Source organism: Streptomyces sp. O3, from assembly GCF_054788135.1.
The window spans coordinates 26,429-39,219 of sequence record NZ_JBTVYK010000008.1; the positions used below are offsets into that span (position 1 = coordinate 26,429).

13 protein-coding genes and 1 CRISPR repeat array are annotated in these 12,791 nt (G+C 71.4%); of the genes, 7 read left to right on the forward strand and 6 right to left on the reverse strand.

The genetic code is table 11. The features are described 5' to 3' along the window. The first annotated feature begins 109 nt into the window (after positions 1-109). A complete protein-coding gene (locus ACX6XY_RS06385) occupies positions 110-1,096 on the forward strand; it encodes an Acg family FMN-binding oxidoreductase (RefSeq protein WP_460327329.1) in 987 nt (328 codons plus the stop codon). Positions 1,097-1,118: 22 nt separating this feature from the next. On the opposite strand, the gene ACX6XY_RS06390 is transcribed toward ACX6XY_RS06385, so the two are convergent. Further along, a complete protein-coding gene (locus ACX6XY_RS06390; RefSeq protein WP_460327332.1) occupies positions 1,119-1,994 on the reverse strand; it encodes a universal stress protein in 876 nt (291 codons plus the stop codon). Between the two features lie 246 nt (positions 1,995-2,240). On the opposite strand from ACX6XY_RS06390, the gene ACX6XY_RS06395 reads away from it, so the two are divergent. From ACX6XY_RS06395 to ACX6XY_RS06410, 4 genes are all read left to right on the forward strand, one after another. Further along, entirely contained in the window at positions 2,241-2,576 is a 336-nt protein-coding gene (locus ACX6XY_RS06395) for a dsRBD fold-containing protein (protein WP_460327334.1), read from the forward strand. Positions 2,577-2,705: 129 nt separating this feature from the next. Beyond that, entirely contained in the window at positions 2,706-3,581 is an 876-nt protein-coding gene (locus ACX6XY_RS06400; protein ID WP_460327336.1) for a universal stress protein, read from the forward strand. Positions 3,582-3,604: 23 nt separating this feature from the next. Then, positions 3,605-5,026, forward strand: a complete 1,422-nt coding sequence (locus ACX6XY_RS06405) for an MBL fold metallo-hydrolase RNA specificity domain-containing protein (RefSeq protein WP_460327338.1) — start codon at positions 3,605-3,607, stop codon at positions 5,024-5,026. A gap of 112 nt (positions 5,027-5,138) precedes the next feature. Then, complete coding sequence (locus ACX6XY_RS06410; protein ID WP_460327491.1) at positions 5,139-5,750, forward strand: CBS domain-containing protein; 612 nt, start codon at positions 5,139-5,141, stop codon at positions 5,748-5,750. Positions 5,751-6,715: 965 nt separating this feature from the next. Here ACX6XY_RS06410 and ACX6XY_RS06415 read toward each other — a convergent pair. Continuing rightward, positions 6,716-7,627, reverse strand: a complete 912-nt coding sequence (locus ACX6XY_RS06415) for a universal stress protein (protein ID WP_460327340.1) — start codon at positions 7,625-7,627, stop codon at positions 6,716-6,718. Positions 7,628-8,101: 474 nt separating this feature from the next. Between ACX6XY_RS06415 and ACX6XY_RS06420 the strand changes: the two genes are divergently transcribed. Both ACX6XY_RS06420 and ACX6XY_RS06425 read left to right on the forward strand, forming a co-directional pair. Beyond that, positions 8,102-8,725: a CBS domain-containing protein gene (locus tag ACX6XY_RS06420; RefSeq protein WP_460327342.1), complete on the forward strand. Its 624-nt coding sequence runs from the start codon at positions 8,102-8,104 to the stop codon at positions 8,723-8,725. A gap of 15 nt (positions 8,726-8,740) precedes the next feature. Further along, on the forward strand, positions 8,741-9,385 hold the full coding sequence (locus ACX6XY_RS06425) for a CBS domain-containing protein (protein WP_460327344.1): 645 nt from the start codon (positions 8,741-8,743) through the stop codon (positions 9,383-9,385). A 52-nt stretch (positions 9,386-9,437) separates the two neighbouring features. Further along, a CRISPR array of direct repeats spans positions 9,438-9,709; the repeat unit is 28 nt; unit sequence GGACCATCCCCGCGGGTGCGGGGGCCAC. 44 nt (positions 9,710-9,753) lie between these two features. On the opposite strand, the gene cas2e is transcribed toward ACX6XY_RS06425, so the two are convergent. The 4 genes from cas2e to cas5e are packed head-to-tail and all read right to left on the reverse strand — an operon-like array spanning position 9,754 to position 12,702. After that, complete coding sequence (gene cas2e / locus ACX6XY_RS06430; protein ID WP_460327346.1) at positions 9,754-10,062, reverse strand: type I-E CRISPR-associated endoribonuclease Cas2e; 309 nt, start codon at positions 10,060-10,062, stop codon at positions 9,754-9,756. Next, complete coding sequence (gene cas1e, locus ACX6XY_RS06435) at positions 10,059-11,123, reverse strand: type I-E CRISPR-associated endonuclease Cas1e (protein WP_460327348.1); 1,065 nt, start codon at positions 11,121-11,123, stop codon at positions 10,059-10,061. The genes cas2e and cas1e overlap by 4 nt, the downstream gene beginning before the upstream one ends. A 2-nt stretch (positions 11,124-11,125) precedes the next feature. Further along, complete coding sequence (gene cas6e / locus ACX6XY_RS06440) at positions 11,126-11,902, reverse strand: type I-E CRISPR-associated protein Cas6/Cse3/CasE (RefSeq protein WP_460327493.1); 777 nt, start codon at positions 11,900-11,902, stop codon at positions 11,126-11,128. Between the two features lie 5 nt (positions 11,903-11,907). Continuing rightward, positions 11,908-12,702: a type I-E CRISPR-associated protein Cas5/CasD gene (cas5e, locus tag ACX6XY_RS06445; protein ID WP_460327495.1), complete on the reverse strand. Its 795-nt coding sequence runs from the start codon at positions 12,700-12,702 to the stop codon at positions 11,908-11,910. Positions 12,703-12,791: the final 89 nt, after the last annotated feature.

The following is a 12,791-nucleotide window of genomic DNA, read 5'->3' on the forward strand; positions in this document are numbered from 1 at the left end:
CGCGGGGCGTCGGCCGGGACCCGTTCGGCCCTGTTCCGAGGCTGCCCGTCGCGGGGAGAGTGGAAGGCGAGACCACAGCGAATACCTCTGCCTCGGGAGGCGACGGCCCATGGCCCTCCACCCTGACCGGGCCCTCGTGACCTCGCTCGTCGAGGACGCGGTGACCGCTCCGTCGATGAACAACACTCAGCCATGGCGCTTCGCGCACCGGGTCGGAAGCGACACGATCGAGGTGCACGGCGACCCGGACCGCACCCTGCCACTCGCCGACCCACAGCACCGCGGACTCCACCTGGGGTGCGCCGCCGCCGTGTTCAACCTGAGAGTGGGGGCGGCTCGTCAGAGCCTGGGCGCGTCCGTACGACACCTGCCGGACGCGGACCGTCCGTGGCTCCTCGCCCAGGTGACGCTCCACGAGCTCACCGAACTCGGTGTGGCCGACGATCTGGCCCCGCTCTGGCCTGCGCTGCGACGTCGGCACACCAGTCGCTTCCCCTACTCCGACGAGCGCGTCCCGCAGGCCATCCTCGACGGACTACGCTCAGCCGCCGTCCTCGAAGGCTGTCGACTGACCGTACCCGGCCCGTGGCACGCGGACACCGTGCTCGCCCTCGTACACGACTCCGCGCGGTTCGAGGCCATGGACAAGAAACTGCGAGCCGAACTCGCCTCTTGGGTGCGCGCCGAGGGCGGCGCCGCACTGACCGAGGGCATCCCGCCGTACGCCCTGGGTCCCCGGCAGTACGGGGTGAACACGCCCATACGGGATTTCCGCACATCGCCGCGCACCGCGTCCCGTGAGTCGGCGCGCTTCGAGGAGCAACCTCAAATCGTGCTCCTCGGAACCAGGGACGACCGGCCCGCTGACTGGCTGCGGGCAGGGCAGGCCATGCAACGCGTACTGCTCCAGGCCACTGTGGACGGGCTGGCCACTTCGGTGATCTCCCAGCCGTTGGAATGGCCGGAGCTACGGACGATGGCGCGTGATCCGCTGTCGGGCACGGGCTACGTGCACATGATCATCCGGCTCGGATACGGTCCCGCCGGACGGGCCACACCCCGCAGACCGGCCACCGAAGTACTCGACTTCCTCTAGCCAGCGGTCGATCCGGTGCCGGTCAGCGTGCGTGCGGGCGGGCGGGCAGGGGCACGGTGACCACCGGGCAGGCGGCCCTATGCAGCAAACCGTGCGGAACGGAGCCGAGCCGCATGCCCGTGAACCCCTCCCGGCCACGGCGGCCGACGACCACGGCGAGGGCGTGTTCGGCGGCCTCGGCCAGTACGTCCACCGGATGCCCTCGCAGGACCGCACGGCTCAACGGCACCTCCCGACAGGCCGTCGGCCGTCTCGCGATCGCTTCGTCCAATTGCCTACGGCACGAGTCGATCACGGCATGCTCGTCGGCGAATCCCAGCAACGGAGGCCGCCACGCCCACACCGCGTGTACCGAGGCGCGGCACGAGGCGGCCTGTTCCAGGGCGTGGTCCAGTGCCGCGTCCGCCGACGGACTGCCGTCCACTCCGACGACGAGATACGGGGGATCCGCCACCGTGCGCTCGGTCTCCGGAACCACGGCCACCGGGCAGACGGCGTTCGCGCTCACGGGGACCGTCGTGGAAGCCGCGCTGAGCACCTCCGCCAGCCTGCCCAGCCGCCGCGAGCCTAGGACCACCAGCCCCGCGTGTGCGGACTGCCGCACCAGCGCCTGCGCGGGATTGGCATCCGTGACGTACGTCGTGACCTCAAGACGCGGCTGCCGTTCGTGAGCACGTGCCGTGGCCTTGTCGAGCACCGCGTCCCCCAGCCGACGCAGGGCCTTGTGATGCGCGGTCTCCTCGACGCCGCGCACGTGATGGGTCACCGGCAGCACCGCGTGGACCAGTCGCAGGGGCGCCCCGCGACGGGCGGCCTCGTCCGCCGCCCAGGCCAGGGCGGCATCCTGGTCCAAAGCGTCGACGCCGAAGACGACCGGATGTATCCGCTCGGATGTCATGGCTCCTCCACGGGTCTGTGTCCCAGGCGCCGGCCGTCGACCGCGCCTGCGACCGGCTCTGGTCAGCACGCTACGCACAGGGAGCCCGACGCGGCAGGACCGACTGGTCCCTTCCGCGTGGTCCGTTCGTCCGTCAGGCCGCGGCGCGGGGCTTTTCGGCCCCCGAGTGCTCCCTGTTCGGCCCCTTCGGGACCGCGTCCGACCCCTGTGGACTGGAGACACGAGGCAACCGAACGGAGGAGGGTCATGACGCACACAGCCGAGTGGCGGATCCGGCTCTACCTGTTCGAGAAGGACAGGACTACGAAGGCCCGCGTCGTGCTGGACACGGGAACCACCGTGGTCACCGGCCAGGGCGTCGCCCACTGCAGCCCCGTCGACGGGGCTGTGCCGGAGATCGGCGACGAACTGTCGGCGAGTCGTGCCCTCCAAGACCTCGGCCGTCAACTGATGATCGCGGCCTACGGTGACATGGAGGCCCTCCACGGCCCCACCGCCGGCGCCCGTACGGATAGCCACGACGCGGGAGCGGCGGCGCGGCGCGGTCGGCGAAGGCCGTCGCCAGGCCGGTCAGCCGACTGAGCCCAGGGACCGTCCGGCGCGCGGGACGCATGGGGCAGGTCAGGGGACCGCTCGGCCCTTCCTCGACGGGATGCCGCGCCGGACTCTGGAGCCGTGGCCGCGCGAGCGGCACGAAGGAGGTCAGCAGCCATGACCCGCCAGGTAACCGCTGGCCTGGACGGCTCGTCCGAAAGCGCCGCCGCCGCCGAATGGGCGGCACGGGAAGCGCTGTTGCGGGAGGCGCCGCTGCGCCTCGTACACGCGGACGAGCGGCCCGGCTGGACGGACGATCCCGGACCCTTCGGCTACGAGCAACGACGTGAGGCCCACCGGCTTCTGTCCGACGTCGCGCAACGACTGCGGCGACGTCACCCGTCTCTGAAAGTCACCACACGACAGTTGCCAGCGCCGCCGGCGGAGGCTCTGGCCGCCGAGGCAGCCGAAGCCGACCTTCTCGTGCTGGGCTCCCGCGGGCTGGGCCGCGTCATGGGCTTCGTCCTCGGATCCGTCGCCATGAAGGCGATCACCGCGTCCGAGTCGCCAGTCGTTCTTGTACGGGTACCAGCCGCTCCGAGTCAGGATCAGGGCGGTACGGAGGAATCCTGCCGAGACGTAGTCGTCGGCGTCGACATCCGCCAGACCTGCGACCCACTCCTGGACTTCGCGTTCGAGGAGGCCGCACGGCGCGGCAGCCGGCTGCGAGCACTCTACGGATGGTCGCTCCCACCGCTCGTTCGTGAGGCCTCCATTCTCGTAGGAGTCGAGCAGGACCTGGCCCCCGGCGTCGCCCGCGGCCTCGGGGACGCCCTGGCTCCCTGGCGGCGGAAGCACCCTTCGGTGCCGGTCGTCGCGCAGACGCCCATCGGCGCGCCCTCCTCCTTGCTGGTGCGGAGCGCCGCCGACGCGGATCTGGTGGTCGTCGGCCGACGCGGCCGCCGGTCCCCGCTGGGCGCCCATATCGGCTCCGTCACCCACACGGTGATACACCACTGCACCGCGCCTGTCGCCGTCGTGGCCCACCACTGACCTCGCACCGAGGAGGGCCGGCCATGTCCCGGACGACCCCGCGTTCCACAAAACGACGTGCAGCGCTGCTCAGCTTCCTGGGCGGCGTGCGCACGGTCACCGGCAGCAAGTTCCTGGTCGAGAGCGATCACGCCCGGATCCTCGTCGACTGTGGTCTCTTCCAAGGCTTCGCGGACCTGAGGCGACGCAACTGGGAGCGGCCGCCGCGCGACCCCGCCGATATCCACGCCGTGATCGTCACCCATGCCCATCTCGACCACTGCGGCTATTTGCCCCGGCTGGTCCGCTACGGGTTCCGGGGACCGGTCCTGGCCACCGCGGACACCGCGCGCCTGGCCGGGATCGTGCTGCGCGACAGCGCCCGGCTGCAGATGGAGGCGGCCCAGCACGCCAACGAGCGCGGCTGGTCGAAGCACCGTCCGGCCAAACCCCTCTACGACGAGGGCGACGTGGAGAAGGCCCTCGCGTTCTTCGACCCGGTCTCGTTCGGGGCCGACGTGGAGGTCATGGCCGGAGTACGGCTGACACTGCACCGGGCCGGGCACATCCTCGGCTCGGCCTGGGCCCGGCTGACCATGGAAGACGGACACGTCCTCGCGGTCTCGGGGGACCTGGGCCGTCCGGGTCATCCCCTGCTGCTGCCGCCGGAGCCGTTCACGGGTGCCGACGTGCTCCTGATGGAATCCACGTACGGGAACCGTGCCCATGACCCGTCGGCGGGCCGCTCGGCCTTCGCCGGTGTCCTCTCACGGACCCTCGCCCGCGGCGGAACCGTGGTCGTCCCCGCCTTCGCCCTCGACCGTACCGAGGTCGTCCTGCACGAACTGGCCGCCCTGCGCCGTGACGGACTCCTCCCGGCCGCCGTCCCGGTGTTCGTGGACAGCCCCATGGCGCTGGCGGCCCTCGACGTGTACCGCGCCGCCGTGCGCGCCCATTCCTCGCAGCTCAGGCCGGAGGTGCTGGCCTGGGGCGAGCGTGCGCTGCGCCCGGATCCGTTCCAGGCCGCCCGCACCGTCGCAGAGTCGATCGAGATCAACCACGTCGAGGGCCCGGCCGTGATCGTCTCCTCCGCGGGGATGGCGACCGGCGGCCGTGTTCTGCACCATCTGCACCGGCTGCTTCCCGATCCGCGCAACGCGGTAGCCGTGGTCGGGTTCGCCGCCGCCGGCACCAGGGCCCGCGACCTCGTGGACGGGGCACGCGCCCTAAAAATGTTCGGCGACTACACGCCGGTGCGCGCCGAGATCGCCGACATCCCGCATTTCTCGGCCCACGCGGACGCGGACCAGATCCTTGACTGGCTGCGTTCGGCGCCACCGCCCCACACCACGTACCTCGTCCACGGCGAGGACGAGGCGTCCGAGGCCTTGCGCGACCGCATCGACCGCGAACTGGGCTGGACGACCGTCGTTCCCCGCTCCGGTGAGGCCGTTCTGATCCGCTGAGCGGGGAGACCGAAGGAGGCGCGTCATGACCCCGACACCACCCACGCACCACTCGCCGACGCCCGCTGAGGAAAAAACCGTGTCTGTGCGCCCGAACACCGTCGCCGATGTGATGACGCACCAGGTCGTCGCGGTCGCACCCGGCGCGTCCTTCAAGGAGATCGTGGCGGCGATGGAGCGGTGGAAGGTCAGCGCCCTGCCGGTCGTCGAAGGCGAGGCCCGCGTCATCGGCATCGTCTCGGAGGCGGATCTGCTGCCCAAAGAGGAGTTCCACGAGCACCGCCCCGGCCTGTTCGAGCGGCTGCGCCGCCTCAACGCCACCGCGAAGGCCGACTCTGTGCGGGCCGAGGACCTGATGACCGCCCCGGCCGTCACGATCCGCCCGGACGCCTCGCTCCCCCGCGCCGCGCGCCTGATGGCCACGCGCCGGATCAAACGACTCCCCGTCGTCGACGCGAGCGGTGCCCTGCACGGCATCGTGAGCCGCGCCGACCTGCTCAAGGTCTTCCTGCGGCGGGACGACGACCTCGCGGCGGAGGTACGTTCCGAAGTCGTCGAGCCGGTCTTCCCGCTCTCCCGCACGGACGTGAGCGTTCTGGTCACGGAAGGCGTCGTGACCCTGTCCGGTCAGGTCCGCGACGCCTCTCTGATCCCGCTCGCCGAGCGGCTCGCCTGGACTGTGCCGGGGGTGGTGGACGTACGGTGCCGACTCACGCCACGGTGACGCGCCCGGACCGGTCGCGTCCTGGGGCGGTGCCGCCGGAGTGGAGCACGGCACCCGATGGAGCACGGCGCTACCCGATGGAGCACGGCGCTCGCCCGTCCTTCCCGGCCCCCGGCGGACGGCCGGTCAGACATCGTCGGGCCCGGACACGACGGCCTCGCGACCAGTGAGGCTCGACGACCGCCCACTCAGCCGCCCGGTCGGCCGGCGTGCGGACGGTGACCTGGCGCAGGCCTGGCGCAGGCGTCGTACGACGGCCCCGCCGCGGCCAGGGACAGTGCTCAGGCTGTCAACATGCCGACCATTGCCGCCGTGCCCCCACGACACGGTCGACCAGACGCCTCCACGCTCGCGCCCGTGCCTCGGCCCGCCGGGGTGGCGGTCCGCGCTTCACAGGAACACGGCACTCACGGACACGGTGCGCATCGGGCACCGTGCACGGTCGCGGTCCCTGTTGACGAGAGCCCGCAGGCCTCGACGCGAGCCGCTTAGGCAGACGAGCACTGGGCGGCTCCGCCCCCGTCTCAGTACCGGAGCGGGTGCCCGGAGGGCGTTCGCAGATCGAGAGGGCGTGGCCGACGGGGCTGCTGGGGGCGGCGGCTGATCCGGATGCGCTGCATCGTGCTCACCTCTCCGGGGCTTCGTCATACCTCCACCCTGCCGCCCGTGGGCCGACACGCCCGAGTGCCGAGAGGGTCAACCAGTGGGGCCGGCCGGTCCGTTCGGAGCCGCCGTGCGACAGTCCGTGGGCCGTGCGGCAGTCTGTGGAGTGGGACCCGGACCCATGACGGAGTGCCCGCGGCCGACGGCAGCCGGGACCAGGACCCCGGCTGCCGATACGCCGCGCACACCAGCGCTCGCCGCGCCCGTTTCCGGGCAGACACTCCAGCCCTGGCTGAACCGAGCCGGTCACCTCGCGCGACGACCCGGCGTCCCACGTCGCCGTGCGGGGAGGGCAGACTTGGTCAGCGCGGCTCTCCCTCGATCGATACGCGGGAGTGCTGCGGGACGACGGCCACCGGGCAGGCAGCATGGTGCAGGACTCGATGGGCGACCCGTCCCAACTCCATGCCGACGAGGGCGTGCCGACGCCGTGCCCCCACGATCAGCAGGTCGGCGGCGGCCGACCGCTCGACGAGTACCTTGCGCGCCGGTCCTTCGGCTGTGGTGCGCCGGAGCCGTACTCCGGGATGGGCATGCGCCGCTGTCTCGACGGCCTTCTCAAGGAGTTCGGCCGCCCGCCCCTCCTCATGTCCGATGGAGCTGCTGAAAAGCATCGGGCTGTACGGCGGTTCGGGTACCGGACCCCGCCAGGCCCGGACGACGTCGAGCTCGCAGTCGCGCGCGGCCGCCTCCCGGAAGGCGAAGTCGACGGCGGACGAGTCGACGTCATGGTCGCCGATGCCGAGCAGAACGCGCTCGTGGCGTGCCTCCAGTGCCTGCTGGTCGCCCCGCACCACGATGACAGGGCAGTGGGAACGGGCGGCCACGGCGAGACTGACGGAACCGAGAAGCAGCCCGGCGAGCTCCCCGTGCCCCCGAGATCCGACGACGACGGCCTCAGCCGAGCGTCCCTCCTCAAGCAGAGCGTCGACCGCCCCTTCGGGGCGAACCTCCGCGGTGGCCGTGAGGCCCGGCGCGCGGGCCCGGACGCGTTCGACGGCCTTGGTCGTGATGCGCTCGGAGAGCGCCTGGCCAGCGGGCCGGGAACCCACGCCCCAGGCCGGTACGACGGGTCCCTCATACCACTCCCACGCACTGGCGTACAGGATGCGCAGGGGGAGATCCAGCCGTACGGCCTCGGCGGCGGCCCAGTCGGCCGCCGAGAGGCTGGCGTCGGAACCGTCGACTCCGACCACGAGGGGCTGCCTATTCATGGCCCCCACCCCTTTCGGGTGCGAGTTGGTTTGCTGCCACATTCACGCCGGGCGGGAGAGCGGGGTAGGGCCGTTCGGTCCCTGGTAGCGGTCCGTGCGGGCCCGGCGTGGTCAGCGTCGCGGGGCGACGGAACGCTCGATCGATGGGGCGGACGCGACGGGAGGAGAGACCCATCCACTTCTCGTGGATCCTGAGTGCGCGGTGCGCGGCTCGGTGGCCGCTTCCCCACGCCGCTGGAAGCGGGTCCCTCCTCACTTCCAGGGAAGCACGGACCGAGGGCTGGGGCGAGGGCCGTTCGGGTCCGGTGTGACGACGGCTCGTCGTCACACCGGGGCGGCGCCGACGTGCAGCCGGGCCACCGCCATGGGGCGACCAGTCCCGGATCGGGACCGTTCGGCACTGCCGTCGCACTCCGCGTACCGACGAGCGTGGACAGCGCGGCCAGCGCGGGGCTTCCGGCAAGGAGGTCGGCCATGCAGCACCGCACTATCTCCGAGGTGATGACACACAAGGTCGTCACCGCTGCTCCGGCGACATCGTTCAAGGCCATCGCCCGGCTGTTCGCCGACCACGCCGTCTCGGCGGTCCCGGTCGTCGACGAGGCCCGGCGCCTCTTGGGCGTGGTCTCGGAAGGCGATCTGCTACGGGCCGCCTCCGAGCTCCCCGACCTGGAGGGCCGGTGGGCCGGTGCCCGGCGGCCACCGCCCGACGCGGAGACCGCGGCCGAGCTGATGACGTCACCGGCCATCGTGGCGCGTCCAGACTGGAATCTCGTCGAGGCCGCCCGCACGATGCGCCGCAACAGCGTGAAACACCTACCCGTGACGGACGACACCGGGCGCCTCGTCGGCATCGTCAGCCGCAGCGACCTGCTCCGGCCGTTCCTGCGCCGTGACTCCGTCATCCGCGAGGAGATCGAGCGCGACGTGCTGACGAGGACCTTGGCGCTCCCGTCCGACGCCGTCCACGTCGCCGTCGAGGACGGGGTGGTGCCCCTGACGCACAGCGCGCGGGAACACGCCGACATCGCGGTGATCGACCGGCTGTGCCGCTCCGTCGACGGAGTGGTCGCGCTGCACCACTCGACTGACCGTTGACGGAAGGAGCCGGTGATGCGGCATCGCAGAATCGGAGAGCTCATGACCCGTGAGGTGGTGAGCGTCCACGCGAACGCACCGTTCAAGGAGATCGCTCAGGCCCTCTCCGCCCACCGTGTCACCGCGGTACCCGTGGTGGACCCCGAGGGCCACGTCCTCGGGGTCGTCTCGGAAGGAGACCTGCTCCGCAAGACCGCCGACCAGGATGCCGCGCCCGGCGATCAGCCGCCGGTTCCGGACCTGGAGGCCTGGCAGCGTGCGAAGGCTGAGGGTACGCGGGCGGAGGAGCTGATGTCGGCACCGGCCGTCTGCGCCCGCCCGGCGTGGTCCGTGGTCGAGGCGGCCCGGCTGATGGAGGTCCAGGGCGTCAAGCGGCTCGTCGTCGTCGACGAGGAGGACCGTCTGGTGGGCATCGTGAGCCGCCGTGACCTGTTGGCGATCTTCCTCCGCTCGGACGAGGACATCCGCAAGGAGATCGTTGAAGACGTACTCGGCGACACGCTGGGCCTCGATCCCGCGGCCTTCACGGTCGACGTGCGCGACGGTCGGGTGAAGCTCGGCGGGCGGCTGCCGTTCAGAAGCACGGCCCCCACCATCGAACGCATGTGCGCGACAGTCGACGGCGTCGTCTCAGTCCGATCCCGCCGAGCCGTGGGGTGAACCCCATTGCGGGGTCCACGTACCCCCGTCGTTGCCGCGCCGACACCGGGGCGGACCATCCCCGCGGGTGCGGGGGCCACGACGAGGCGGCTTGGGTCGTGGTCCTCAGGCACGGACCATCCCCGCGGGTGCGGGGGCCACGTTGTGGCGCAACTGCACGAAGGTTCCATTGAGGGACCATCCCCGCGGGTGCGGGGGCCACAGCCGCCCGCCCACGGCGAACTCACGGCCGCACGGACCATCCCCGCGGGTGCGGGGGCCACAGCCATCCGCAAAGCGTGGCGAACCCCTTCGGCGGACCATCCCCGCGGGTGCGGGGGCCACGCTTCTTGACCTGGGTGTTTATCGGGGTGGGGGGCTGATTTTGTTTAGTTGGAATCGGGGTTGGGGGTTCGGTACTCGTGGCGGTTGCGGGCGGAGAGGATGAGGCCGTCGTAGTCGACGGGGCGCCAGCGGTCTTCGCCTGCTGTTCGGACGGCCCAGCCTTGTTCGTTGGAGGCGGGTTCGACGAGGACGGCTTGGCCGTCGCCGATTCGGGCGGCCAGGAGTTCCCAGAGGCGGTCGCGGACGCGGCGGCTGGGGTTGCCGACGAAGACGCCGGCGTTGACTTCGACCATCCAGCGTGTGAGGTGGCCGCGTAGGCCCGGAGGCGCGGCGATCAGGACGATGACGGTCATGGCTTCTGCTCTTGTGGAGGGGGTTCCGGGAACTCGGGGCCGATGATGGCGATGTGCTGGCCGTCCATGTCGGTGGAGGGTGCCGGTTGGGGCTGCGGTGTCGGAACGTCGTGGTCGTCTGCTGGTGCGTGGTGGGCCCAGTTCACACCGGCCGGTACGTCTCCGTTCCGCTCGTCCCAGAGCCTGGTGGTCTCCGGGCTGTCGGCGTCGGCGTCGGCGGATCCGGCAGGTGTGAGCAGGGTTTTGACGTCGCTGACGATGCGGCTGAGCAGCTTGGCTTCGGCTATCTGGTCGCGGAGGCCGACTCGGGCGTCCCGTTCGCCGGTGAGTCCCTCGGCCGCCAGGTCGAAGGCGAGGGGGATGGTGTGCTGGGCCTTGTAGAGGTCGGCGATGTCCAGGACGAAGGAGATGGCCGAACCCGTATGGACGAAACCGAGGCCGGGGCTCGCGCCGAGACCGGTGATCACGGCGTGGCAGATGCCGTAGAGCGCCGCGTTGGCCGCGGACAGCAGGCGGTTGAGATCGTCCCCCGCGGCGAAGGCGTCTCCGGCTTTGTAGACACGCCCGTCCCACGGCACGGACGTCCGACGGGAGTGCTCCCGATAGAGCTTGCGGATGCGTGCTCCCTCGCGGCCGCGGAGCTGCTGCATGGTGGCCTGCGAAACGTCCTCGCAGGGGAAGCGCATGGCGTACATGGCGCGGGCCACGTTGAGGCGCTCCTTGGGGCGGGTGACCAGCCACGCCTGCCGCTGGAGCAGGTCACTGCCGCGGCTCGGTCCGAGACCAGCCGCGTACATGCGCACTCCCTGTTCGCCGACCCAGCACACGGTCGTACCGGAGTCGGCGAGCAGCCGCACGGCGCCGTGTGTGACGCGCGTCCCCGGGCCAAGCAGGACGACAGCGATCAGCGCGGCGGGGACTCGGACGGTTTCCCGTCGGTTGACGATGACCACGGCGTTCTCGTCGCGGTCGAGATGGCTCCGCTCGACGTACAGGCTGGACACCCGGTCCACGATGCGGTGCAGGTCGTGGGGGTCCGCCTTCCACCAGATGTCGGCCACGCTCACCGCTCCTCGCTGCTGAGCGGTGCGAGAGTGAGCAGGCCGCAGCCGTACGCCTTGGACGGGCCGAGGCCGTTGAGCAGGGAGGCGTGGAAGGCCTTCGTGTCCGTGATGGTGAGGCGTCCCTCGAAGGTGACGCCGTGGAAGGTGACGCGCGGGCCGTTCTTCTTCTTCGCGAAGGAGAAGCGCTGCCGTGCGGTGATACGGACCTCGCGCGGGTGCTCGCCCTCGGGGGCAGCGGACGCGTCCAGGCCGGGCGCGGGCGGGTCGGTGCGCGCCGCGGGGACGCTGAAGCCCCAGCGTTCGGTTCGCTTCAGGAACCAGGTGAGTTGAGCTGCCGCTGTCCGGTGGCTCATGCGGAATCCGCGCATCTTCTTGCCCGGTTCGTGCTCCGCGAGCCTGGTCTTCTGGGCCGGGGTGAGGCTGAGCGGCTCCTTGGTGTTCTCGACCGGGTTGGCGGTGAGGCGGAAGGCGAACTCCCGGCCGGTGGCGATTTGGTGGAGCAGGGGGGTGTAGTCGCGGGTGAGGACGTGCGCTCCGTCCGCATTGGGCCAGCCCGCGTCTTGGACGAGCTGCGTCCAGTCCGGCACCGATGGGGTGAGGACGAGGAGGTGCGGCCGGTAGGGATTGTCCGAGTCCAGGCGCCAGAGGATCCGCTGCTCGTCGGACAGGTCGGGAACTCCGCCTACGACGGCGCCGTGCATGGCGCGGGGGTTGGCGAGGAGCTTCCGGCTTTCGGTGCGCAGGGGGTTGATGCGGATACGGGAGAGGTAGGTCATGGCGGTCACCAGCCCAGGAGGGCGAAGGGGTCGTGCTCGGTGGTGCTGTCGTCGCTGTCGTCGGTATCGCTCTCGAGAACGGTGCCGGGGGGCGGTGTGCCGGTGGGCACGCTGAGTGTCTCGTGGCGGACGCGGCGGCTGGCAAAGGACCGGGCGTGAGGGTCGAAGGAGACGGGGACATCGTCGACGGCGTCGTCGCCGTCGACGTCTTCGAGAGTGGCCGAGAGGTCGATGCGCGCCGGATACCGGAACTTGCCGGTCTCGGCGTCCCGGCCGCGGCGCTTGGCGTGTTGTGTGCGCGCCCATGCCGGGGCCTGCCAGGGCGTCTCGCGGAGTACGCGGCTGAGGTCGCCCTCGTGCAGGCCCAGGGACAGGGGCTGGGTGGGCGGGCAGGCGCGGCGGCCGAGGGCGAGCGGGAACGCGGGGGCGCGTACGGCTTGTTCGAGGCTGGTCAGCAGTTCCCTGGGACCGGCGACGGCGACGACGAACACGGCGTCCTGGAGGTAGTAGCGGGTCGTGACGTGGGTGTGCTTCGCCGGTGCGGTCGGCTTCTGCACGCCCTTCGCGTTCACACCCGCCTGGAGCAGCGGTCGTCCGCGGTAGTCGCTCACTGTGTGGTAGTCGCGCAGCAGGGTTCCGGGCTGATCGACGCGAACGCCCAGCGTCAGCGGCGTCAGGTCGCTGATGTCGTCCTGGCGGGCCCGGCCGCTGGCGGCGGCGAGGAGGCCGATGACACCGGACTTCGTGGGGTGGGGAAGGGTTGCGCGGCGGTTGACGGCGCCGCTGCCCCAGGACTGCATGGGGCCCGCCAGCCGCAGCACGAGAACGGCTTCCGCGTCGGACGTCTGCCGCGCCGGTCGCCGTACCGGCTGCCGTACCGGCTGCCGTG